24 protein-coding genes and 1 pseudogene are annotated in these 23,303 nt (G+C 62.3%); 10 read left to right on the forward strand and 15 right to left on the reverse strand.

Going from position 1 to position 23,303, the window contains the following annotated elements; translation table 11 throughout:
• Positions 1–194 precede the first annotated feature (194 nt).
• The 3 genes and pseudogenes from HWX48_RS04075 to xseA all read right to left on the reverse strand — a co-directional run bounded on the left by HWX48_RS04075 (position 195) and on the right by xseA (position 2,940).
• Positions 195–1,127, reverse strand: a complete 933-nt coding sequence (locus HWX48_RS04075; protein WP_175954872.1) for a carbohydrate kinase — start codon at positions 1,125–1,127, stop codon at positions 195–197.
• Positions 1,128–1,326: 199 nt separating this feature from the next.
• Positions 1,327–1,545 (reverse strand): exodeoxyribonuclease VII small subunit, encoded by a 219-nt coding sequence (locus HWX48_RS04080; RefSeq protein ID WP_175954874.1) that lies wholly within the window; start codon positions 1,543–1,545, stop codon positions 1,327–1,329.
• 118 nt (positions 1,546–1,663) lie between these two features.
• Positions 1,664–2,940 (reverse strand): annotated as a pseudogene (xseA, locus tag HWX48_RS04085) (exodeoxyribonuclease VII large subunit).
• A gap of 261 nt (positions 2,941–3,201) precedes the next feature.
• Between xseA and HWX48_RS04090 the strand changes: the two are divergent.
• From HWX48_RS04090 to HWX48_RS04105, 5 genes are all read left to right on the forward strand, one after another.
• The gene (locus HWX48_RS04090) at positions 3,202–4,341 is read left to right on the forward strand and encodes a 4-hydroxy-3-methylbut-2-enyl diphosphate reductase (protein ID WP_175954876.1); all 1,140 of its coding nucleotides are present in this window, start codon (positions 3,202–3,204) and stop codon (positions 4,339–4,341) included.
• A gap of 209 nt (positions 4,342–4,550) precedes the next feature.
• On the forward strand, positions 4,551–5,645 hold the full coding sequence (ychF, locus tag HWX48_RS04095; RefSeq protein WP_175954878.1) for a redox-regulated ATPase YchF: 1,095 nt from the start codon (positions 4,551–4,553) through the stop codon (positions 5,643–5,645).
• 9 nt (positions 5,646–5,654) lie between these two features.
• Positions 5,655–6,092, forward strand: a complete 438-nt coding sequence (locus HWX48_RS11200; protein WP_254872950.1) for a recombinase family protein — start codon at positions 5,655–5,657, stop codon at positions 6,090–6,092.
• Between the two features lie 87 nt (positions 6,093–6,179).
• Positions 6,180–7,196, forward strand: a complete 1,017-nt coding sequence (locus HWX48_RS11205) for a recombinase family protein (protein ID WP_303048064.1) — start codon at positions 6,180–6,182, stop codon at positions 7,194–7,196.
• Positions 7,197–7,913: 717 nt separating this feature from the next.
• Positions 7,914–8,201, forward strand: a complete 288-nt coding sequence (locus tag HWX48_RS04105) for an antirestriction protein ArdA (RefSeq protein WP_175954880.1) — start codon at positions 7,914–7,916, stop codon at positions 8,199–8,201.
• 162 nt (positions 8,202–8,363) lie between these two features.
• Here the strand turns inward: HWX48_RS04105 and HWX48_RS04110 are convergent, their stop codons facing one another.
• From HWX48_RS04110 to HWX48_RS04150, 9 genes are all read right to left on the reverse strand, one after another.
• Positions 8,364–8,954: a cadmium resistance transporter gene (locus HWX48_RS04110; protein WP_175955046.1), complete on the reverse strand. Its 591-nt coding sequence runs from the start codon at positions 8,952–8,954 to the stop codon at positions 8,364–8,366.
• A complete protein-coding gene (locus HWX48_RS04115; RefSeq protein ID WP_175954882.1) occupies positions 8,951–9,301 on the reverse strand; it encodes a helix-turn-helix transcriptional regulator in 351 nt (116 codons plus the stop codon). Before HWX48_RS04115 ends, HWX48_RS04110 begins: the two co-directional genes overlap by 4 nt.
• Positions 9,302–9,749: 448 nt before the next feature.
• The gene (locus HWX48_RS04120) at positions 9,750–9,944 is read right to left on the reverse strand and encodes a hypothetical protein (RefSeq protein WP_175954884.1); all 195 of its coding nucleotides are present in this window, start codon (positions 9,942–9,944) and stop codon (positions 9,750–9,752) included.
• 17 nt (positions 9,945–9,961) lie between these two features.
• Positions 9,962–10,537: a hypothetical protein gene (locus tag HWX48_RS04125; RefSeq protein WP_175954886.1), complete on the reverse strand. Its 576-nt coding sequence runs from the start codon at positions 10,535–10,537 to the stop codon at positions 9,962–9,964.
• Positions 10,485–11,768, reverse strand: a complete 1,284-nt coding sequence (locus HWX48_RS04130; protein ID WP_175954888.1) for a relaxase/mobilization nuclease domain-containing protein — start codon at positions 11,766–11,768, stop codon at positions 10,485–10,487. The genes HWX48_RS04125 and HWX48_RS04130 overlap by 53 nt, the downstream gene beginning before the upstream one ends.
• Positions 11,765–12,055 (reverse strand): hypothetical protein, encoded by a 291-nt coding sequence (locus HWX48_RS04135; protein WP_175954890.1) that lies wholly within the window; start codon positions 12,053–12,055, stop codon positions 11,765–11,767. The genes HWX48_RS04130 and HWX48_RS04135 overlap by 4 nt, the downstream gene beginning before the upstream one ends.
• 251 nt (positions 12,056–12,306) lie before the next feature.
• Positions 12,307–12,630 (reverse strand): hypothetical protein, encoded by a 324-nt coding sequence (locus HWX48_RS04140; protein WP_175954892.1) that lies wholly within the window; start codon positions 12,628–12,630, stop codon positions 12,307–12,309.
• 55 nt (positions 12,631–12,685) lie between these two features.
• On the reverse strand, positions 12,686–14,437 hold the full coding sequence (locus HWX48_RS04145; RefSeq protein ID WP_175954894.1) for a phage/plasmid primase, P4 family: 1,752 nt from the start codon (positions 14,435–14,437) through the stop codon (positions 12,686–12,688).
• Positions 14,434–14,790 carry a helix-turn-helix domain-containing protein gene (locus HWX48_RS04150; protein ID WP_175954896.1) on the reverse strand — a complete coding sequence of 119 codons (357 nt, stop codon included), beginning with the start codon at positions 14,788–14,790 and terminating at the stop codon, positions 14,434–14,436. Before HWX48_RS04150 ends, HWX48_RS04145 begins: the two co-directional genes overlap by 4 nt.
• 600 nt (positions 14,791–15,390) lie before the next feature.
• Here HWX48_RS04150 and HWX48_RS04155 point away from each other — a divergent pair.
• The 5 genes from HWX48_RS04155 (at position 15,391) to HWX48_RS04170 (ending at position 18,375) form a co-directional block, all read left to right on the forward strand.
• The gene (locus HWX48_RS04155; protein ID WP_175954898.1) at positions 15,391–16,182 is read left to right on the forward strand and encodes a helix-turn-helix domain-containing protein; all 792 of its coding nucleotides are present in this window, start codon (positions 15,391–15,393) and stop codon (positions 16,180–16,182) included.
• 183 nt (positions 16,183–16,365) lie between these two features.
• On the forward strand, positions 16,366–16,707 hold the full coding sequence (locus tag HWX48_RS04160; RefSeq protein WP_175954900.1) for a nuclear transport factor 2 family protein: 342 nt from the start codon (positions 16,366–16,368) through the stop codon (positions 16,705–16,707).
• 17 nt (positions 16,708–16,724) lie between these two features.
• Complete coding sequence (locus tag HWX48_RS11340; RefSeq protein ID WP_303048062.1) at positions 16,725–16,847, forward strand: hypothetical protein; 123 nt, start codon at positions 16,725–16,727, stop codon at positions 16,845–16,847.
• A gap of 113 nt (positions 16,848–16,960) precedes the next feature.
• Complete coding sequence (locus tag HWX48_RS04165; protein ID WP_175954902.1) at positions 16,961–18,208, forward strand: ATP-binding protein; 1,248 nt, start codon at positions 16,961–16,963, stop codon at positions 18,206–18,208.
• Positions 18,205–18,375, forward strand: a complete 171-nt coding sequence (locus tag HWX48_RS04170) for a hypothetical protein (protein ID WP_175954904.1) — start codon at positions 18,205–18,207, stop codon at positions 18,373–18,375. Before HWX48_RS04165 ends, HWX48_RS04170 begins: the two co-directional genes overlap by 4 nt.
• Here the strand turns inward: HWX48_RS04170 and HWX48_RS04175 are convergent.
• The 3 genes from HWX48_RS04175 to HWX48_RS04185 all read right to left on the reverse strand — a co-directional run bounded on the left by HWX48_RS04175 (position 18,372) and on the right by HWX48_RS04185 (position 23,280).
• Positions 18,372–20,405 (reverse strand): phosphotransferase, encoded by a 2,034-nt coding sequence (locus HWX48_RS04175; RefSeq protein WP_254872952.1) that lies wholly within the window; start codon positions 20,403–20,405, stop codon positions 18,372–18,374. The two genes, HWX48_RS04170 and HWX48_RS04175, sit on opposite strands and share 4 nt — an antisense overlap.
• A gap of 69 nt (positions 20,406–20,474) precedes the next feature.
• Entirely contained in the window at positions 20,475–22,235 is a 1,761-nt protein-coding gene (gene treS, locus HWX48_RS04180) for a maltose alpha-D-glucosyltransferase (protein WP_175954905.1), read from the reverse strand.
• Between the two features lie 16 nt (positions 22,236–22,251).
• Positions 22,252–23,280 carry a LacI family DNA-binding transcriptional regulator gene (locus HWX48_RS04185; RefSeq protein ID WP_175954907.1) on the reverse strand — a complete coding sequence of 343 codons (1,029 nt, stop codon included), beginning with the start codon at positions 23,278–23,280 and terminating at the stop codon, positions 22,252–22,254.
• Positions 23,281–23,303 lie beyond the last annotated feature (23 nt).

A 23,303-nucleotide genomic window follows, 5' to 3' on the forward strand; every position in this document is an offset into this window, starting at 1 on the left:
GGTTATTCCTACCTTCTTCCTTTCCTGTATATCCCCTGTGAAAGCGAGTGGTCGCTTCTACGCGACCACTCGCGAATTCCGTTGACGTAGACTCCTTCCCGCCTGCATAAATACGCGAGTGGTCAGTTCTAACCGACCACTCGCGTATTCAGGAAATATTCAGGATTGGGGGTCGCCCCGAGGGCAGACCTCACTCAGAGCTCATGCGACCACGGAGGGTTGGCGCCCGCACGCGAGATCGTCACCTCGGACACCTCGGTGGCCCTGGCCAAAATTCGCAGCACCTGCTCTTCCGTGAGGGAACGCAGCGCGTGGCGAGCCTCCGCCCCGTGGAAGCCAAGCTCCCACATGGCATCCAGGATCGCGCCCATAAAGGAATCGCCTGCGCCCACCGTGTCAACGACCTTCACATCATTGGGGGAAGACTCGCACTCCACCCCCGAGGAGGTACGGGCAATCGCGCCCTTACCACCGCGAGTGACGATCACCAGCTGCGGCCCCATATTCAGCCACTCGGTGACGACCTCGTCTAGCGGACGATTATTCGTCAGCCACGCGATGTCCTCGTCCGACACCTTCACCACGTCCGACACAGCAACGAAACGGCTGACGATCCGCCAAGCCTCTTCGGGCGTGCCCATAATCGAGGGGCGCGCGTTGGGATCGTAGGTGATGAGGGCGTGCTGGCGAGCGGAAATCAGGGCATCGAGCACAGCGCTCGCACCGGGCTCAACAACAGCCGAGATTGAACCGGCCTCAACGATGCGGGCCTGCGGGCTGACGGCGATGGGAGCGACGGGGGCCCACTCCATGTCGAAGGTGTAGGTGGCGGCGCCCTTTTCGTTCAGGAGGGCGTTGGCCGTGGTTGTGTGGGTGGCGCCGCGTGATTCGGGGGTGATGTAGACCTTGGAGGCGGCGAAGTGTTCGGCGATCATATCCCCGTAGGGGTCGTTGCCGATCCACGTTTGCAAGGCCACATCGCGACCCAGGCGCCCCAGGGTCATCGCCACGTTTGCGGGCGAGCCGCCGGGAATCTCCTTGCGGTTGTCCGGGTCGTTGGCGGGGGTGACAACGTCGATGAGGGCTTCGCCGATGGCGAGGATGTGGGGGGTGGTGGTGAGGTCCATGTGGCGCTCCAGATCCGGTGTGGGGCGAGGGCGGGTGGCGCGGTGGCGTGCCACGAGCGCTCGCGGGGGAGTGCCCGAGGGGCACAGTCTTAATGGTACGTTCTCTTTTTCCGCGAGTGGTCACATAGAACTGACCACTCGCGTGTCAGACAAATTTTTGACGAGGTTCCCGCCCGCATCCTTACGTGGAGAAGGGGCTTCAGTCCTTTGTGGGCGTGGCAGCCTTCTCGAGCCGGGATTGAGCGTCATTGAGGATGGCCCGGCAGCGGGCGGCCAGCGCTTCACCGCGTTCCCACATGGCGATGGTGTCTTCAAGGGGAGCCTGGCCGCTTTCGAGTTGGCGCACGATGTTGACAAGTTCGTCGCGGGCGGCCTCGTAGCCCATGGTCTGCGGGTCGGTGGTGGGAATGTCAGTCATGGTGATCCTTCAGCGTGGGGAGTCGAATATGTGGGGAGTGGAATAGGGGGACTGTCTGGAACAGTCCTGTGTGTTTTTCACGAGTGGTCGGTTAGAAGCGACCACTCGCGAAAAAGGACTAGGGGGAGGGGTCGTGCTTGGGCGTGCCGGGCGTGGATCCCACAACCTGAGCGACCATGCGGCCCTGAGCGAGGATGCCCTCAATGAGCGCACCCTTACTGATCTGCTCAGCGCTGCGAATCACCTCGCCCGAAGGCAAACGCAGCAGCGAATACCCGCGATCCAAGGTGGCCTGGGGAGACAGTGCCGTCAGCGTCGCCTGGGCGGCCGCGATCTCACGCGACTGACGGTTCACAACCGCCGAAACGCCCTGGCGAAGCTGCATCTCCAGAGTCGTCAGCAAATTACGATGCCCCTCCACCACCGCGTCAGGGTGAGTAAGCACAGGCCGGGAAGCCAGCAGAGTCAACGCCTCCGCCTCGCGCCCCAGTCGACGCCCGAGCGCCGCCCTCGCCTGCGACAGCGCATGATCCAGTCCTTGCAGCTCCTGCGCCCGATCCGGCACGATCCGCCGCGCCGCATCGGTGGGTGTGGACGCACGATAGTCGGCCACTAAATCCAGCAGGGGCGCGTCGCCCTCGTGACCAATCGCCGACACCAGAGGAGTGCGCACGGCGGCCGCGGCGCGCACCAGCGCCTCCTCAGAGAAGGGCAGCAGGTCCTCCACCGAGCCGCCTCCACGAGCCACCACGATGACGTCAACCTCGTTGATCGCATCCAGTTCCGCCATCGCGGCGCTGACCTCGCGCACCGCATGCTCGCCTTGGACGGCGACCTCTCGAATCTCAAAGCGCACGGAGGGCCAGCGGGCCGAGGCGTTGACGATGACGTCATCCTTGGCTTTGGCGTTACGTCCGCATACCAAGCCGACCACTCGCGGCAGGAAAGGCAGGGGAACCTTGCGTTCATCTGCGAAAAGACCCTCGGCGGCGAGGCGTCGGCGCAGCTGTTCGATGTGCGCCAGAAGGTCACCAATGCCCTGGAGGTGCACCTCGTCGGCCCGCAGGTTCAGCGTGCCGCGCCGCTCCCAAAAGACGGGCTTAACGCGGGTGACCACTCGCGCGCCCTCTTCGAAGGCGGGACCGGCAGCGTCGAGGACACCCGGGTAGGTGGAGACCGTCATCGACATGTCGGTTTCCACATCGCGCAGGACGAAGAAGGCCAGTGTGCCGGGGCGGGGCTTGTATTCGACGACCTGTCCTTCGACCCACAGGGTGGACATCTTGTCGACGTAGATCTTGATGTTTCGCTCAGGCGCCGCAGCGGCCAGGGGTTTTCGCGCGTCGTGTCGGCGGCGCGGGCTGCGGGGGCGGGAGGGGTCTGGTAGTCAGGCACCCTGTCAGCATTCCACCTCAACGGCGCTGGCGCAGGGAGGGCACCCCGACGTGAGACAAAAAGGTGGGATCTCACGAGGAAGAGCTGCATTGTGGGTTTCCTGTTTTCCGCGAGTGGTCAGTTAGATGTGACCACTCGCGGAAATAAGAAAGGAAATAGGAAAGAGGGGGAGGGGCTTAAAGAGGGAGCGTGAGTGTGACATTTGCGGTGTGGCGCGGGCAGACGCGGCATTGCGAGGGCCCGCCCGTTAGAGTTTTGTCCATGACTGAAACCTCCGCTGCGGCCGACGCCTGCTGCTCGCCCCAAACTGGCGGCTGCTGCTCGTCCAGCACTCCCGTTGACATCGTCACTGCAGACGCGGCCACCAGCGTTGCTTCCGCTCCGGCTGAGAAGGCAAGCGGCGGCACTATCCTCGTCGCAGCCCCTCGCGGCTACTGCGCGGGTGTTGACCGCGCTGTGGACGTCGTCGAAAAGGCCCTTGACCTGTACGGCCCGCCCGTCTACGTGCGCAAGGAAATCGTCCACAATAAGTACGTCGTGGAATCCCTCAGCCGCCGCGGGGCGATCTTCGTCCATGAAACCGACGAGGTTCCCGAGGGCGCGCGCGTGGTCTTTTCCGCTCACGGTGTCTCCCCGCAGGTTCGCGAGGCCGCTGACGCCCGCAACCTCCTGTCCATTGACGCCACTTGCCCGCTGGTGACCAAGGTTCACCGTGAGGCTGTGCGTTTCGCGAAGGAGGACTACGACATTGTCCTCGTTGGCCATGAGGGCCACGAGGAGGTGGAGGGCACCTACGGCGAGGCTCCCTCGCACATTCAGGTGGTTGGCTCACCTGACGAGGTCGACAAGGTGGTGGTGCGTGACCCCGAGCGCGTCGTGTGGATTTCGCAGACGACCCTGTCGGTGGATGAGACGAAGATGACGGTGGATCGCCTGCGGGAGCGTTTCCCGGCGCTCATTGATCCGCCTTCGGATGATATTTGTTATGCGACGCAGAACCGTCAGGTGGCGGTGAAGAATATTGCGCCGCGAGTGGACGTGATGGTGGTTGTGGGGTCGGCGAACTCGTCGAACTCGGTGCGCCTGGTTGAGGTGGCTCTGGAGGCTGGGACGCCCTCGGCATATCGGGTGGATATGGCCTCGGAGCTGGATCCGGCCTGGTTTGAGGGGGCGAGCACGGTGGGCCTGACTTCGGGCGCGTCGGTGCCGGAGATCCTGGTCAAGGACGTGATCGAGTGGCTGGGGGAGCGGGGCTTTCCCAATGTTGAAGAGGTCCGCACCGAGACGGAGACCATTACGTTTGCTCTGCCGAGGAACCTGCGTTCAGAACTGTCTGCGCAGGGCATGGAGGATGCGCGCCCGCACGCGAGGCGCAAGTCCGGTCCGAACCATACGAGCTGACAAAACACTGAGGCTGAACAAGGCTTCACCCCCTCTGATTGCCTGCTAATGCCGCGAGTGGTCGCTTCTACGCGACCACTCGCGGTGTTCTTTCAGGAAAGGAGGGCATGGGTGGGCGTGAGGTGGGAGATGGGTGAGCGCTGCCTGAGCGCCCAAGGCCACACTGCGGGTGCCTCGTCAAACAACAGCGAGCGCCTACAATGGAGGGCGTGTCTCTTACTATCGGTATCGTGGGACTGCCCAACGTTGGCAAGTCGACCCTGTTCAATGCTCTGACCCGCGCCACAGTTCTGGCCGCGAACTACCCCTTCGCCACCATCGAACCCAACGTCGGCGTCGTCCCCCTGCCCGACCCGCGCCTGCAGGGCCTGGCCGACATCTTCGGCTCCGAACGCATCCTGCCCGCCACCGTCTCCTTCGTGGACATTGCCGGCATCGTCCGCGGCGCCTCCGAAGGCGAAGGCCTGGGCAACCAGTTCCTCGCCAACATTCGCGAGGCCGACGCGATCTGCCAGGTCACCCGCGCATTCACCGACCCCGACGTCATTCACGTTGACGGCAAGGTCGAGCCCGCCAACGACATTGAAACCATCGCCACCGAGCTGATCCTGGCCGACATGCAGACCCTGGAGAAGGCCATCCCGCGCCTGGAAAAGGAAGTGCGCGGTAAGAAGACCGATCCGGTGGTCCTCGACACCGCCCGCGCCGCACTGGAAATCCTCGAAAAGGGTCACGTCCTCTCTGGCCCCGAGGGTGCGCCCCTTGATCAGGACGCCCTCAAGTCCTTCCAGCTCATGACCACCAAGCCTTTCATCTACGTGTTCAACATGGATGCTGACGGCATGGCTGACGAGGCCAAGCAGGACGAACTGCGCGCACTGGTGGCCCCCGCAGACGCGATCTTCCTGGACGCTCAGTTCGAGGCTGAGCTGGTTGAACTTGACGAGGATGACGCCCGCGAAATGCTCGAAGAATCCGGCCAGTCCGAATCGGGCCTGGATAAACTGGCACGCGTCGGCTTTGACACCCTGGGCCTGCAAACCTACCTGACTGCAGGCCCCAAGGAGGCGCGCGCCTGGACCATCCACAAGGGTGATACTGCTCCTGTTGCCGCTGGCGTCATCCACACGGACTTCCAGAAGGGCTTCATTAAGGCCGAAATCGTGTCGTACGAGGACCTGGTGACCTACGGTTCTGTTGCCGAGGCTCGCGCGGCTGGCCGCGTGCGCATGGAAGGCAAGGACTATGTCATGGCTGACGGTGACGTGGTGGAGTTCCGCACGGGGCTTACGTCTAAGAAGTAGACTGGAGGCATGAAGACGACCTCCTCCCAGCCTGTCCGTGCAGCGATCTACCTGCGCATCTCGCTCGACCGTGAGATGGACGGGCTCGCCGTCGACCGTCAGCGCGAGGACTGCGAGAAGCTCGCGCAGTTCCGTGGCTGGGAGATTGTCGAGACGTACGTCGATCAATCGATCTCGGCCTCAGACAAGACGAAGAAGCGCCCTGCCTACCTGCGGATGGTGCAGGACTACGAGGCGGGGCTACTTGACGCGATCGTGTGTTACGACCTCGACCGGCTCACCCGCCAGCCTCGCGAGCTGGAGGACTGGATCGACAGAGCCGAGTCCCGTGGCCTGCTCCTCGTGACGGCCAACGGGGACGCCGACCTCAGTACAGACGGCGGCCGGATGTACGCCCGTATCAAGGCGGCGGTCGCCCGCGCAGAGGTTGAGCGCAAGGGCGCTTGACAGTCCCGTGCCCATGTCCAGCGTGCACGGCAAGGGAGGCCGCCCAAGGGCGTCCGGCCCCTCGGCTATACGACCTCGGGCGAGCTCATCGAGCATGAGGCCGAGGCCGTCCGTGCCATCTACGCCGCCTTCCTTCGAGGTGACTCGCTCCAGGGCATCGCGCGTGCCCTGAGTGGGACTCAGGGCGACGGTGAGGGTGCGCGAGTGCCGCACCTGCCCCTCCACAGCCGGACGATTGTCCTGGAACGCAACGCGCGGCGCGAGGCCGAGGGCAAGGCGCCTCGACCTATCCCCGAGGACCGCCCATGGAGCGCCTCAACCGTGCTCGGTATCCTGAGAAACCCCCGCTACGCCGGGTACTCCGTGTATACCTCGAAGGACACACGCAGGCAGGAGGCGGGGGAGTCTCGTCGCAAGGCTCTGCGAGACAACCTCGTCAAGGACGAGCACGGGGAACTCGTCCTCGGACAGTGGGAGGCCATCGTCGAAGCCGACGAATGGTGGACTGTGCAGAACCTTCTCGACGACCCTGCCCGTGTGACGAACCGCAGCGGCTCCACCGTTCGCAAGCATCTCGGGGCGGGGCTCTACCGGTGTGAAGTGTGTGGCGAGCGTGTGAGGACCCGCGCCCGCTACTACAGCTGCAACGCCGGGCATCTCAACCGCACCCGAGACGCGATTGACGACTTCGTGCGGGCTCTCGTCGTCGCCCGCCTACAGAAGAAGGACCTCAAGCGTCGCAAGAAGCAGGCGGACCCAAAGGTCAAGGACGCGTTTTCCGAGCGGATCGCCCAGCATAGGGCCCGGATCGCCAGGGCTGAGCGGGACTACGACTCTCAGGTCATCGAGGGTGAGGATCTCGCTCGCATCCGCAAGGCTGCCCGGGCTGAGATCGCCCGCCTTGAGGCCGAGAGACTGGCCTCAGGAACCGGCACGGTGCTCGGACCCATCCTGGGGGTCGACGACCCCGCAGCGGCTTTTCTGGAGGCTCCTATGGCCCTGCAACGGACGATGATCGACACCCTCATGACCGTGAGGCTCAGGCGGGCGAAGCAAGGGAAGAAGGGCTTCGATCCCGAGTCGGTTGAGATCGTGTGGAAGTGACCTGGCTTCGGGGCGCTGACGTTGGGTGCTCCACCTGGGGATCCAGAAACACACAAGACCGCGCCCTGCGGGCGCGAAAAGGCGCTACTGGTCAGCGCGCCCTGCGGGCGCGCGAGATCATTCGCGCACGAGATCGGGCTCGGGGGAAGCGGGTGGAGTGTGTGTGCAGCGGTGTGTGACGTCGGTTACACATTGCTGCACACATTGCACACATCTGCACACATGATGTGTGCACTAGTTTTCGTTGAAATACCAGGCGAAACTCGGCCCCTGCACACATGCGCACATCTCAACGCATTACGCCCCCTATAGAGCAATTATTGGGTGCTGTTCTCTCCCTATAGCAATGAGTAAGAAAGATGTGTGCAATGTGTGCATTTAACGAGTTTTCATTGAGGTGCCAGGCAAAACCACTGCACACATCCCTGCACACATCTCAACGAGGCCCCGACTTGTATGCACTCAAGGTGACGCGCCTCACAAACAATGGCGCCTGCCTACCTCATCACCCTCCTGCTCCCTTGCTCCCTCCGAGCCCTACGCAGGATGGGAGGTCTCGCTGATTCGATGAATGTTCCTGCCGCCCCGTAGGGGCGCTGTAGGTGAGGCAGACCCCTGCCGGGGTCCGAGCGACCTCCTGGAGGTCGGGCTGTTCGTGAGCGTCCTTTCCCGAGTGGACTGCTGCAGCCCGGCCTCCACCTAGCTCGGGAGGTCATCGTGAACATGAAGAACATGCAGGAAGCGCTCGAATTGTGGATCGACAGCGGCATGGCCGTGCTCGACGAGGATGGAGCTCCGTCCCTCACGGGCTTCGAGGATGCCTACCGAGGCTGGTGGGAGTCGTTCCGGGATTACCTCGCTGAGGAGGTTGCGGAGTTGCAGCGTGACTGGCTCGAGGAGGCAGTCAGGTACTTCAATTGGGACCTCTATGAGCGAGACGCGCAACACGACTACACCCTCTGCGAGGCTCAGAACGGCGGCGTCCACGTGTTCCTAGATCTGTGAACGACGAGAGACCCCCTAGCCCAGGTGGCTAGGGGGTCTCTCGTTTCTCACTCACAGCTCGGGCCCGTCATCCTCGCGATCATCCGCTGTCAACGACGGCCGAAAAGTGAGCAGGAATCGATGCCTGAAAACTGAGCAGGTCCGGGCGCCGTCCGACTGAGATCACAGGCCAAAAGCGCCTCCTTGGACAAGGATCATGACGCCCAAGATGATCAGGACGAGTGGGAACAGGATGTGTTCGGACTTCTCGAGGACCTCGTCGATACCCGGCCGGGTGGACACGAACTTCGCAATGGCCACGAGGACTGCGACGAACAGCAGGAAGACTGCGCAGTAGGTCAGGATGCTGGCTGGACTGACACTGAGGAAGACGGGGACGTAGACACCGATGTTGTCCCCGCCATTGGCGAAGGTCACAGCCGCGACGGTCAACGGCGCGACCTTCTTGCGGTCATCGAGCTCGTCATCGTCCTCGCCCTGCCATGCCTCCCATGCGGCGCGAAGCCCCAAGAGCAGGGGGATCAGACCGAAGTAAGGGATGGCGGATTCCGGCAGGGCCAGGCTCGCGCCCCAAGTAGTCAGGAGAGCCGCGCCAAGGATGCCCAGGAATCCCAGGTACTGACCCACGACGATGCGTCGCGTGGTTCCTGCGCGGCCAGCGCCACGAGCGAAGAACAGCGACAACACGATGACGTCGTCGATGTTGGTCGCGACGAACAGGCCGACGGCTTGGATCATGGTGGCCAACATCAGCGGACCTCCTGGCAGGCGCTATTGCTGCAGGCCGGATCGAGACAGGGTGCGGCGTCGTTCACGGCCAGTGTCACCTCGACCAGCGAAGTGAGAGCGTCGCGCAGGTGATGATCGGCGATGTCGTAGCGGACCTTGCGCCCCTGCATCTCGGCCACAACAATGCCGCAGTCACGCAGGCAGGCCAGATGGTTCGACACGTTCGACCGGGTCAGGTCCAGACTCTGGGCGAGTTCGGCGGGATACGAGGGCGCATCCAGCAGGCTCAACAGGATGCGCGCTCTGGTGGGGTCAGCCAGGGCCCGTCCGATGCGGTTCAGGGCGTCAAGACGCGAAGCAATGGTCAGCATGTGCTAAATAGTACAGCATCAGCTGACGTGTTGATGGGTGAGCCCTGGCGCGAGGTGGGGGGCCCAGCCACGCATCTTCTTCTCTGCCCCTAGTTGTTGCGGTCTTTGGTGAGGAGTTCTCGGTGGGCGCGGGTGCGGATGCGGTCCTTGAGGATGGTCATGGAGTGGCCTGCTGAGCCCTGAGCCTGACCCCGGTCGCCCGGTCAATGAAGGTCTCAAGACGGACCCTCTATCGGGCATTAAAAATGGCCCTCATTGACCGCCCGCTAGCGCAGATCCCATCTGGCGTTTTCATGCCCCACATCGGCCCCACTTTGGGCCTTCGTTGTCCCTGAGGTCCTCCGGGCCATTACTGGGCCATTACTGGGCCATCAATGGCCAAAGAAAGACCCCGGTCACCTCATCGGTGACCGGGGTCTTTCTTGTCTCCTCCTCACTTGTCTCCTCCTCACAGCTCGGGCTCATCATCGCCCTCCGAGCCCCAGTCCAGGGACTCAATCTGGCCGATCATTCGGCGCTGATAATCAACGACGCTCTCGCGTTCCCGGATCCTGCCGTCGAGGCGCTCGGCTCGCTTTGCGCGCTCTTCGGGTGCCTTAGGCCTTCCGATCGTGAGGCCCTTTCCCATCATTGGCTGGATCATCGTCCTCACCTCCTTCCTCATCGCAGCTCGTCATAGATCCACTGACTCACCCTCAGCACGAGCCACACAAACAGCCCAGCTCCACCGAGGGTTCCGACCGCAATCAGCGCCTTCGCCCACCACAGCAAGGCAGCAGAGAACGACGCCCAGGCCCAGCTGAAGAGCGGTCCAATCCCGAACATGGTGCCCAGCCCCCACACGAGGCCACCGACGAGGAGCAGCGAGGCGAACAGCGGCAGCACTGCAAGCGCGAGCCGCGAGATCCCGACAAAAGTCACCCGGCGCTCGATCGCCTCGATGTTTCTGCGGGCCTCGTTGAGCTCGCTCAGCGACTCATCGACGGCTACGCGGGTCTCAGAGAGCCTCTCAGAGCCCAGAGCACTCATCTCCTCACGGAACCCTTGGAGATCGCGCCTGAGGGCCTGCACTGGCTCCTGGACGCCCTTCTGGAAGTGCTCCTCGACCCGCCGAGACATGTAGGCAGCGACCTTCTCCTCGTTGAGCGTGACGCGGCTTTTGGCTTTCACCTGGGCAGTGAGCTCACCCAAGGCTCGGGCCATCGTCTGATGAGACGCTTCGAGCGTCTTCATCATCCTGAACGCCTCCAGATCCGACGCGCTCACTGTGGACCCGTCGCTCTGCTTCACGACGCGCCTGTCGCTCACGGTCTCGCCGAGCGTGCTCAGCGTCGCGCTCTGCTTGTTGAGCGTCTTCTTGATCTCGTTGACGTCGTTCGTCAACGAGTCGGGCAGCGAGACCTCCGAGGTCTGCATCGACGATTTCAACGCGTTCGTGCGCGTGATCATCTCCTGCTCGACGCTCGTCAGTCGCTTGCTCAGGCTCGCTTGCGACTCGATGAGGGCGAGGAGCAGCTCCTCGATCTTCCTCAGCTGCTCGGAGGTCTGCGAGGGCGGCGTCGAGCTGCTCTCCATCTTTTGCAAGGCTCTGGACATCTTCCATCTCCCGTTCTCGCATGATGCGTTCGTTCATCGTGTTGTGGAGCGAGCTCCACGAGTAGTCCGCACCGAGCTTGCGCGCGGTGCACGCCGCTTTCGATCTGCCGAACCTGCGCACCTCGTCGTTGTCATCGACGAGGGCATAGGTCACGCTCGGGTCTCGTCCCTCGGCCTCGCTCTTCCTACGCGTCTTCTTCTCGATCGAGACGCCGTGCTCGCGAGCGACTGCGCGCAGGCTCTCGAAGTCCACTGAGCGAGGATCGAGGAGCGCCTCATCGACACGATCCGCGAGGAACTCTCTCCACGTGTTCTTGTTGAGTTCGTCGACGGTGAGCCCCTGAGCGCTCTCACGGGAACGTGATCTGTTCACATCGTGAGCGAGGGCAGCAGGTTCAAGAACCTGCAAGCCCATCTCGCGCATCACTTTGTCGTTGGCCTTCTTGAGCACCCAATGAGCAAGGCCGTTCTCTCTCGCCGCCTTGCCCGTTACGAGATCGACGTTCGCGATGGTGATGTGCGCGTGAGGGTTCCCACCGTCGCTGTCGAGGTGCACAACAACGTCACACGGGCTGTTGGGGGCTACCTCCTTCGCCAACGCATAAGCGGCGTCAGCGACGATCTGTGGCGTTGCTGGATCGTTCGGGTCGAGCTCAGCAGCCGAGAACGACTGGATCACCATCAAGGCTTGATTCTTACGACCCGTGCCCTTGAGCATCGACTCGATCTTCGTGATTGCGTCATAGGGAGAACGGAAGTCAGACCGCCACGCCGCAGCACGCGACTGCTTCACGTTCGCGGGCCTCCCGTAATGGGCATACATGATCGCAGCGGCTGCTCTCACCGTCGTCGTTTGCTTCGTGATACTCATTCACTCATCTCCTTCGCTAACGCGAGGAGCCGAGCCGTCGCATCACGCAGATCGCCAAGCTCCGGCTTAATACCAGCCCACCCTTGACGGGTGAGCTGATTAATGTTGACGCCCACAGCGTTGACCGCCGCGACGAGACGAAGCACGTCGCGGTCAACAACGCGGGGCGGAGGCGCGCCATCGAGCATGTCGATGGCGGCCCTAATCGCTCCCGACTCAGGGAGACGGTAGCGCTGAGCAACGCGGGCGAGCTGTGCAGCTTCTCCTTCGGAGAACCTGACAGTCACACGCGACTCACGAGCCTGTCGGCTCGCGATCCTCCGGTCCCCACCGTGCATTGCCCCCACCGGGGACGATGCAGCGGTGTTGACCTCCGGCTGGACCCGTGGCACACCATCTTTCGACTCATTCTGAGTCGTCCTTTGAGGGTGTGACACAGGTCGGCCAGCAGACGATTCGGCTGACGCCTCATCGTGCTGGCCAGAGGGGCGGCTACGCCCCCCTCTGGACTCCCCCCACACGCTCGCATCGGGATTCGTCATCGTTCCTCACCCCAACCGGGCTGAGGAACGGCCTCGTTCGGCGCTTCGCGTGCCGCCTCACGGCGTGCCGCCTCACGGCGCGACGCCGCAGCCTTGGCGGCTGCGCGCTTACGCTTCGCGTTCTGTTCGTCGAGCATCGCACGTGCTCGATCGACCAGAGCACGAACGCTCACCGAGTCAGCATCCTCGATCTCATCGAGGGCGCTCATGATCGCCTCGGCGAAACGAGCACGCTCCTTCTCCTCGGCGAGGCGCTTCTTCTTGCGAAGGCGCTCGACCTTCGCCAGAGCGTCTGCGATCTCCTTATCGAGATTCGACATGGTTCTCTTCCTTTCGTCACGGAAACTGAGTGCCGGTGCCGACCCGGCGTGAGGGCTAGATGGTGGTGATCGGCTGAAGACGAACGAGGCCACGACCCCGAGGGCGGTTCTCAAAGAAGCGCGGGTACCCAGCGGACATGTCTCCCCACTCGACGCCCAACGCGTAGCCGTACTCCTTGGCAAGTGGTTCATCGCTCCAGTACTGAGTCCAGGCGACCGGGTTCTCGTTGCGATCCATGAGGCGGAACGCAGGTGCCGTCTCACCGTCGAGGATGACTTTCAGACGGTCACGGAACTTGCGGTACGAGATCAGTCGGCCTGAAGGGTTCGTCTGCTTAAACCAAGCGACGTAGGTCGCGAACAAGAACTCGACCGGCAAGAGAGAGGACATCAAGCGGTGCGAGTTCTCAACCCACCAAGCACGAACCGGGTCGTTGTTGAGCTTGACGTCTTCACCGAGCTCGACGGCCTTCGCTCCGACGATGAAGTCGTCGAAGTCGGGCAGCTCCAGCGCGACCTTGAGGACGTACTCAAGCACCTCAGGGTCACGCATGAACTTGTCCTTGATGGACGAGTCACGGGCTCCGGTGAAGCACTTGTCGAAGGGCAGGAACGCGAACCGCCGCCAGAGCGAATCGGTCTTATCGGCGAACTCAGGAAGATCGTTCAAGCACTGCACCATGACCCCACGTGGACGCCACTGGACGGCACGCTGATTCCTACGGTCGATCGTGATGACCTCATGCGTGATGTACTGCTTCAAGTCGCTCGCAGTCTCGGTGAAGACGCTCACCGAATTCTCGTCGGTGAAAACCGCAGACTTACCGAAGAGCGGCTCGGTACCGAAGCGGTCAGAGAACTTCTTGAGGGGCACGGACGCCCAATTGCCAGCACCGACGAGCTCCTTGAGGAGCACGAGCAGCGTGCCCTTGCCGCCCTCGCCCTTGGACGAGTAGAAGCACACGGCCTTGTCGTAGTTCTTGTGGACTCGAAGAGCCGCCGTGATCGTCTGCCAGACGAGCGCGACCCGTTCCATGTCTCCCGTGAACAGATCGGCCAGCCAAGTATTGAACTCCCACTGTGACCCGTCCTTCAACGTTCGTGTCGGAGATACGGCGCTCGGGTTGTAGGCGGTCATGCACTTCGTGAGGTACACGCGATCCGGCGAGAACGCTTCAAGCGTGCGAGTCTCAACGTTATAGATGCCGTTGTCCACCGGGACAAGGTGAGGCTCAGTGCACTCGCTGACCATCGGCGCGAACGAACGTAGATGCGCGTACACCTCGTTCACGAGATACGTGTTCGCCGTCTTCGTGTACGAACTCAGAAGCTCGCGTACACCCTCGCGCTCGGTGATCTCCCGGTACGTGCCCTCGAAGCGACCCGATGCGTGATATCTCATGAGCGGCATCTTGGCGACCTCATCCGTCTCCTCGCCGACGAGCACCACACGATGCTCGGCGGCGATGAACTGCGCGAGCATAAACGGCGGCAGATTCTCTGGCGCGCTCTTGACGACGCAGCTGCCCTTGTTTGCCTTGATGATGGCGAGGAGGTTGCGGATCAGATCGAACGCCTTGCGGTCCATCTGTCGACCACGGTTACGGCCTGTGAGGCCCCTGTCGTTTGCCCAGCGGATCACCGTCTTGGAGATGAGGGAGTAGAACTCGCTCGGGGTGATGAACGCGCCCTTGTCGATGAGGAACATCAGGCTTTCAATGGCGTCATCTTCAATGGTAGGCTCGTGATTGAACTGATCGGCCCCCGTGTCCCCCTGGATGCGGGGGTCTTCATTTGTGTTGCTCATGCTGCACCCCCAAGGGCGAAACGCAGGCGCGCGATCTGCTCGTCGCTGAGGCGCGGAGCGGCATCAACGAGGGCCGAGATGTGACGGGAAACTGACTCATCGAAGCTCGGCGTGCTCACGCGGTGGGCCTCGACGTAGGCCCGCAAATCGCCGAGACAATAGCCGACGGTGCCTCGTTGACGACCGAGACCGTCAATGGCACCCGCATACTTCACGTAGGAGGGCCCGCGCCCCTGCGAGCGCCAGTTGTTCAGCGTCTTGGGGTTCACCCCGAGGAACTCGGCGGCCTCGGCTGAGGAGAGCGTGCGATCCGAGTCTGTACCCAGCTCGGAAAGCCTGGTTGCGGAGGACATGAAAAATGCCCCTTTCCCTGAGTAGGAAAGAGGCTTGTCACCTGCGTGAACGCTAGGAAACCCCTGTTGAACCTCGCACGGGAGAGGTTCCTGCCCACGGTGGGTGCGGCTCATCTCATCGGCACCGCTCATCCCGTCGAGAGCGATGTGAGGGTCGCGGAGGACCCTCAACCGGCCAATCTCACGCCGGTCCAGGCTCACCTTCGCGGCATGGAGATATCACGCCGTGCCTACCCTTGTTGGGCTCGGCCAGAAGGATTGTTCCGAGCCTAGCACACCTCTGCAAATCACGGCAAGCCCTCGCTGCCGCTGCTATCTCTGAGGCTATGACGTTCGTTACATGCGTAATGCGGTCGAGTTCAGGTTTAATGTCTGATTTGCCGTGTATGTGAAGGTTGGGGGCGCGCCGGAGGGCGCGCCCCCGGTCTTTTTTCCTGAGGCACGGAGTGGATAAGGCAGATGAGCCCTCTGTGGGCATTGCCGCCCATGAATCGCTCCGCGCTCTGAAGTAGCACCTCGCTTCCCCTTGACCCTCCTCCTACAGGAACCCTCAGAATGGTCGGACACGCGTCACCGTCAACGTGAGAAAGGGCTCTGACTATGTTCACCATTGGGCTTTTTGCTCAGCTTACTGGGCTGAGTGTGAAGGCACTGCGCCATTATGACTCGATTGGGCTCCTCGAACCGCAAACGACAGACCCCGTCACCGGCTACCGCTATTACGCGGCAGAACAAGCGCGCGATGCCGCCACTATCAGCGCCCTACGAGCCCTGGGAATGGGCCTTCCCGCAATTCGGGAAGCCCTCGACAATGGAGCACCTCAGGCAGTAGAAACCTTCCTCCATGAACGCGCAAAACAACGCGAAGCCGAGGACGCCATTGCCCGCACCGTTCAGGACCTCCTCCGCGGCTACACGGAACTGCCCTCCACCGCGGTCAGAACAGTTCCAGAACAGAAGATCGTCTCGCTCCGCTGCACGCTCTCCCTGACGGGAGACATCGAAGAATCGCTTAACGAGGCCTTCGCCGGACTTCTTCAGGCCGTCCACGACGCCGGGTGTGTGCCCCTCGACTATTGGTGGCTGAGCTTCATGCAGGCTGACGCCGGGCAGGTGGCAATGACGTGGGCGATTCCAGTGCAGAGCCTGCCCTGCGAAGAGATTCCCATCGACTATGACGCTGGGTTTTCGCTAACTGTAGGCGTCGACCCAGAACACGAGGAAACATTTGTGAGCGCTGCGGAGGCTCCCTCTCAACATGAAGATTTCGTCCCGGCCTCGCCGGAACTGATCGCTCTACTCACTGCTGGGACTGACCCTCAGGGGGAGATTCGGCAGATCTATCGCCACCGGGACGGGCAGATCCTCCTCGAACTCGCCGTCGTGCACTGACCTCGGCGCCCCACTCGCTGTGCTTCGCCCGTGAAAGCGTCCATTCACGTCGCCCTCGCCAATCGGGAAACCCACACGAATCGTCAATGGGGAACATCACCGATTCCCCTCCGTGCGCACCATGGCGATAATGAGGGTGCAGCCAACTAGATGGCAGACTGAGCGACGAGGAGGACAGGAAACATGACCGCACTGCGCGACACCCTTGAGGCTTTCTTCGAGGCCGAAAACCAGCGTGATTGGGAGCGCTACGTGGAATTCCTCCACCCCGAGGTCGAATGGACACTCCACGGCAATACCATCCACGGCCGCGAGGCCTACATGGAGCTCATCACGCGGGCGTACGCGAACTCCTCCGTCACCTTCCGCACGCACCAAGTGCTCGAATCCACCAGCGTCAATATCGTCGCCACCTTGTTGATTGACGAGGACGGCAACCGTTCCCTCGACATCTTCGAGTTCGGGGATGGGTTGATCCGCCGAGAGTGGGAATTCCTTATGGGTCCTGGTGAAGGCTGGCGCTGAGTGGGAAGGCGCTGAGCGTGAAGGTGCTGGGTGGGAAGGCGCTGAGCGTGAAGGTGCTGGGTGGGAAGGCGCTGAGCGAGGCCGCGCTACGCCACCGTGACTCGATCGAACTCCCTGCGCTGCAGATGATGCCCTGTTGAAGTCATGTCATCGGAAAACAGGCCTGTGGAACATCGGAAAATAGACCAGTAGATCATCTGCAAATAGGCTAGTAGAGCATCTGTAAATGGGCTAGTAGTGCTACTGTTGGGACATGGCCTACTTGGAACGTACGGTTGACCGTGAGCTTGACGAATTGCTGCCTCATGTCCCCGCAATCGCTCTTGATGGGCCCAAAGGCGTTGGAAAGACAGGCACTGCATCCCGTCGAGCAGACTTCACCTGGAAACTTGATGATCCTGCTCAAAGAGATGTCGTCAAAGCTGACTTTGCGCTATCAACGGCGCCAGAAGGTCTTTTGCTCATTGATGAATGGCAGCATGTGCCGCAGGTGTGGGACGCAGTCCGTCGGAAAGTTGACGAGGGCGCGCCATCTGGACGTTTCCTCCTGACAGGATCGGCTACCCCGCATCATGCAGCGGGCACCCACACGGGTGCCGGTCGCATTCTTTCCCTTCGTATGCGTCCCATGGCTCTTTATGAGCGCGGCGTAGCGGCGCCATCGGTTTCCTTGGCCGCGTTATTAGAGGGGGAGTCAGCAGTTTCAGGTGCGACTGATTGTGTGCTGGAGAACTATGTTGAATCCATAGTTTCCAGCGGTTTTCCCGGGATTATGTCTGCTGCTTCCCGCGTTCGTCGCATGATGCTCGACTCTTACCTGGAACGCGTCATCGACAGAGAGCTTCCTGATCACGGTTTTGAGGTCCGACGTCCGGAAACGCTGCGCCGATGGATGGCTGCCTACGCCGCAGCATCATCAACCACGACGGCGTATTCAAAGATTCTTGATTCCACAACGGGTGGGGACGGAAGTCAGCCAGCCAAAGCGACGACCGTTGCTTATCGAGACCATCTCACGCGACTATGGCTGCTTGACCCAGTGCCCGGTTGGTTGCCCGCCAATAATTCCCTCAAACGACTCCAACAAGCCCCGAAGCATCAGCTTGCTGATCCAGCTCTGGCAGCGCGATTGTTAGGGATGACGGAGAGAAGCCTCATCGGAGCAGCTGGCGCGCATATGCTCGGACCATTGTTCGAATCGCTCGTTTCCCTGAGCGTGCGTGTCGCCGCTCAGGCTGCGGAGGCTCGCGTGAGTCACCTGCGCACGAATGGTGGAGAGCGAGAGGTGGATTTGATCGTTGAGGGGCCCGAAGGTCAAGTGCTCGCCATTGAAGTCAAGCTTTCCGCTGAGGTAACTGATTCGGACGTGCGTCATCTGCTGTGGCTTCGTGAGCAGATCCCGGATCGAGTGGTCAACCTTGTCGTCATCAATACCGGACAGGTTGCTTATCGTCGGGCTGACGGAGTGGTCGTTGTGCCTCTTGCTCTGCTTGGCGCGTGAATCGCGAATCCACCAGCGTCAATATCGTCGCCACCTTGTTGATTGACGAGGACGACAACCGCTCCCTCGACATCTTCGAGTTCGAGGACGGCCTGATCCGCCGCGAGTGGGAATTCCTCATGGGGCCGCGCGCGAAATGGGCGGTCGAGGCCGCCCCGCGAGCCTAAGCGAGGAGCGCCTCGATCCCACGCAGGGGAATTTCCAACCAGTCAGGGCGATTACGCGCCTCGTAGACCACCTCATACAGGGCCTTGTCCAATTCGAGAGCATCGATGAGGGCGGCCCTCCGCTGTGCCACAGTGGTCAACGAAGCACTGCCGTCACCTCCGCCGGGAGTCGTGTTCTCAGAGGACATACCTGGCCGTTCGACTTCGTAGCCCTCCAGAAACGCACGACGAACATCGGAGAGCCAAGCGTGCCCATGACGCTCTTTCTCGGCGGCATCGGGGACAGGGACACCCACTGCAGCCGCATAGTCAAAGGACCTGAGCATCCCGGCCACGTCCCGCATCGGCTGATCAGGCAGCAGCCTTTGCGCGAGTGGTCGCAATGGTTCTCCCTCGAAATCGAGGACGAACCATCGGCCAGAATCCCCCATGGAGCCTGCCTCACTACCGGGGATCTTTTCCCGCAGCACCTGGCCCAGGTGGTAGTCGCCGTGAATCCGTGTTGCGGGCTCCAGGCGGTCGCAGGCCTCCAGGCGGGCATAGACTCGGGCAATCTTGCCCTCAATGCCGATAATTCGTTGTCGCAGGTCGGGCACCTCTTCCAGTGCCCATGCGGCGCGCTGGCGTAGGGAAGCGACGAAGTGCGTGGGAGACGCAGGCTCATGCTCGCCGCAGGCCAGGGCAAGAATCGAGTGCATCTGAGCAGTGGTCGCCCCCAAATCGCGAGCAAGCGCAATGGCGCGGCGACGAGCTGTTCCCGGAGTGTTAGGAGCATCTGCCCCCTCAGTCGCACACGCGCCTGCCCCATTGGCCTGGCGAGTATCCGCGTGGACAGCGTTGGGCGCATCCGCGCCTGGGCACCCGCAATCAGCCTTGCTTTCAGCCGCGTCCTGGGCTGCCAGGGCGCAGAAGAGCTCAAAACCGTCATGCGCCTCGGGGATAAAGGTGCAGGCCACCGCCGAATGAGCGCTCACCTCCTTGCCAGAGGAGGCATCCACCCACGACAGCGTTGACCACGCCACCGGCTTGCGCACCCGATCCCATCCTTGGGCCGCGAGCGCCAAGGAGAGTTCCACATCAGGATTGGGCCCTGGCGAGAGCACGCGGAAGAGCTTGACCACCAGGTCGGGCGTCGCGGCATTGGCAGGCGCTCGCATGACGACATTCGTATTCGACTGCTCGCCGGTCATCACCCGTGCCGCACCGCTGCGCTCACCGATGGCCCGCGCGTCGGCCTCGTCGAGCACGCTGCCAGAGAGTCGCGCGGCCTGGGCCCACGCCGCCCAGAACGCGGGGTGGTGGGCGCCATCGACGAGGGCGACGCCGCGACCGACCTCGGCCGAAGCGCAGACTTTCGCCGGCGGTGCGGAGGCGCCCACAGGTCGGTCAGAAGCGTCCGCCGGGGGAGCAGAAGCGTCCATCGGGGGAGCAGAAGCGTTCACAGGTGGGGCAGAGGCATCCGCGGGTGGGGGAGAGGGGAGAGTGAATCCGGCTGCTGCGGCTGGCTCGCCGGGCGCAGCAAAGCTGGAGAACGTGCCAGGGGCGTCAAGGACGAGGGGAACATGGACGAGGACGGGCGCAGAAGCGTCCTTTTCGCCCCGATCGCTTTGTCCTGCCTGTCCTCGCTGCGCTTCCTGAGTCTCCTGTACGCCCTGTGCTTCCCGTCCGCCCTGTGCTTCCTCTCCTTCCCGTCCACCCTGTTCGTCTGCCTGCGGCCGGGCCACGGCAATGAGCAGATCGCGCACGCCCGGAGCCAGCTCTACATCGGCAACGATGCTCAGAGCCTCGGGTGAAGGCACGCCTGAACCTTTCAGGGGGAACCAGCGGCGCTCATACATCCACGGCCCGAGGGCGGCCAAAAGCTCAGTGTCGCTGGGCCAGCGGAGCTTCGCGGGCGAAGGGCCAGGCCCTGAGGAAGGAGGCACCGAGGAGCCATGCCGAGAAGAGTCGGCCCCTGAGGAGGGAAGCGCCAAGACGCCAGGACGAGGAGAGGACTCCCCAACTGGAGGGGTGTGTGACTGCAGGGTCATGACGCTTCCTTGCTCATGATGGTGGCTTCTTGACGACAATGGCATTCTCAGGGGGCCAGGTTGCCTCGCTCAGGCCAAGGCCCGCTCAACGGCAAACCACTGGAAGCCCCTGGCAGGCAGTGCAATCTCCAGCGCGCCGTCCTCGCCGAGGCTACTCGACACCGCGCGGGCGCCTTCGCCAACAGAAAGGAGGGGGCGCACTGCGGACGCATCCCACTCACCCACACTCAGGCGGCCAGCGACGGCCTCGTCAGCAAGGTTCGCCACGCACACCAGCACCTCCCCAGCGGGCCTGCCAGCAGCAGCGTCAGCATCAGTGCCACTATCCTTCCCCCGGCGCAGGTAGGCCAGTATGCGCTCATCCCCAGCATCGATCAACTCAAAATCGCCCGTACCGAGCACAGGATGCTGACGGCGCACAGCCAACATGCCACGCAGGGTGTGCAAGAAAGAGGCAGGATCAGCTAGGGCGTCGGCGACATTGCGCTGCGCATACCCCTCGGCCTCGATCAGCGGCAAGCTCAGGCGTGAAGCGTCGCTCACAGCAGAAAAACCCATATTCGCACTCGAATCCCACTGCATGGGGGTGCGCACAGCATCACGATCCGCCAGCCAGATATTCTCACCCATCAACACCTCATCGCCGTAGTACAGGCAAGGCGAGCCCGGCAAGGACAACAGCAGCGCGTGGGCGAGCTCAATCTCCGCCCGCGAATCCCCCAAGAGGGAGGCCAGGCGGCGGCGGATGCCGACATTGGCGCGCATACGAGGCTCAGGCGCATACCAGCCGTACATGAGGGCGCGCTCCTCGTCACTGACCATCTCCAACGTCAACTCATCGTGGTTGCGTAAGAAGGTGCCCCACTGGCCGTGGGCAGGAATCGAGGGCGTTTCAGCTAGGACCTGGCGGATGGAACGAGGCGATCCCTCCCGAAGTGACAGGTAGATGCGCGGCATGATGGGGAAGTGGAAGCACATGGTGCATTCGGGACGCTCCTCAGTGCCGAAGAACTCCACCACCTCCTCGGGCATCTGGTTGGCCTCAGCAATGGTGATGACACCGGGATACTCGGCGTCAAGGAGGGCGCGAATGCGGGCAATAATGTCATGGGTGCCCGGCAGGTTTTCACAATTCGTGCCCTCACGCTCAATGAGGTAGGGGATGGCGTCGAGGCGGAAACCGTCAACTCCGCGTTCGGCCCAAAAACGAATGAGGTCAGCGACGGCTTCAAACACGGCTGGCTCGTCATAGTTGAGGTCAGGCTGGTGGGAGAAGAAACGATGCCAGTAGTACTGGCCGCGCACCTCGTCAAAGCTCCAGTTGGAATCCTCCGTGTCAACAAAGATGATGCGCGTCTGGTCGTAGCCCCTATCGTCATCGGCCCACACGTAGAAGTTGCCGTAGGGCCCATCGGGGTCGGTACGGGAGGCCTGGAACCACGGGTGGGCGTCGGAGGTGTGGTTGAGCACCAGGTCAATGACCACGCGAATTCCGCGGGCGTGGGCTGCCTCAACGAGGGCGTCGAAGTCGTCCAGTGTGCCATAGCGCGGGTCAACCGCCGTGTAGTCGGCAATGTCGTAGCCGCCATCACGCAGGGGCGAGGGGTAGAAGGGTGGGATCCAGATGGCATCAACCCCGAGCCACGCCAGGTAGTCCAGGCGTGAGGACAGGCCCGGGAAGTCGCCAAAACCATCGCCATTGGAATCGGCGTAAGCACGCAGGAGGACCTCGTAAAACACCGCCGTGCGGAACCACTCCGTGTCAGGGGTGCAGCCGGTGCGTTCGCTGCTGTGCGCGGAGTAGGGGAGAGCAGGAATGCCGGGGATCATCGTCTGCCTTTCAGGCTTAGGCCGTTGCGCGGCGGATGAGGGTGACGGGGAGGGTCAGGGAGGGAACGACAGTATCGGGGGACTCGAAGCGAGAAACGAGGGAACGTACCGCCCACTCACCGGTGGCACGTAGGGGCTGATGGACGGTGGTCAGGCCAATTAATTCAGCGAAGGGAGCGTCATCGAAGCCAATAATGGCCAGCTCATCAGGGACGCGAATACCGAGGTTGGTGGCGGCGGTCAGGCAGGTGGTGGCAATACGGTCGGTAGCGGCAAAGATCCCATCGAAACTACCCGCAGACAGGAAGGCTTCAATGTCGGCCAGAGCCTCCGAGACTTCCTTTCCCACAATCAGGATGTGGTCGTCGGGCAGCTCCACTCCGTTTATCCGGAGGGCTTTAGTGAAACCGCGTTCACGTTTAAGGGAGGCGGAATCAAAGTCGGGGCGAGACTGCGCCATACCGATGTAAGCAAGTCTCTCGCGCTCATTTTCAGCCAAATGGCGGCCGGCAATCACGCCACCGATCTCATCATCAATGGTGAGCGAGGGGAATCCCTCGTGGGTGGTGTCGACGAGGACGGTGGGCAGGTGGGCAAGGAGTGCTTGGGCGACGTGGTCAGAAAACTCGATCCCCATAATGATGAGCCCATCGACCGTGTCCAGGGCGGGCAGAGTCTCTAAAACGGAGGAGGACTCCTCATTGGAAATTGCGTCAAAGACAGTGACATCAATGCCTTTGGCAGTGCACTCGCGCAAGATGCCGTTAAGGCGCTCCGAGAAGGACTGGTGAGTGGAAAAAGGAGCAATGACGCCGATAGAGCGTAGGGCTTTGGTGGCGCGTCGGGATGCATCAGAACGAGGTCGGAAGCCCGTGGCTTGGATGGCTTCAAGGACGCGGCGGCGGGTGGCCTCGGCAACGCGATGAGGGGTGTTGAGAGTCTTGGAGACGGTGGAAATGGAGACCCCTGCTTTGTCGGCGACATCGTAGATCGTGGGACGCGCGCCGTTGCCTGTGGAGCCTCTGCTGAGGGAACTTTTACTCACGGAACCTCCATTGGTGATGGCGA

This window comes from Schaalia sp. Marseille-Q2122 (assembly GCF_903645355.1).
Lineage (GTDB): Bacteria > Actinomycetota > Actinomycetes > Actinomycetales > Actinomycetaceae > Pauljensenia.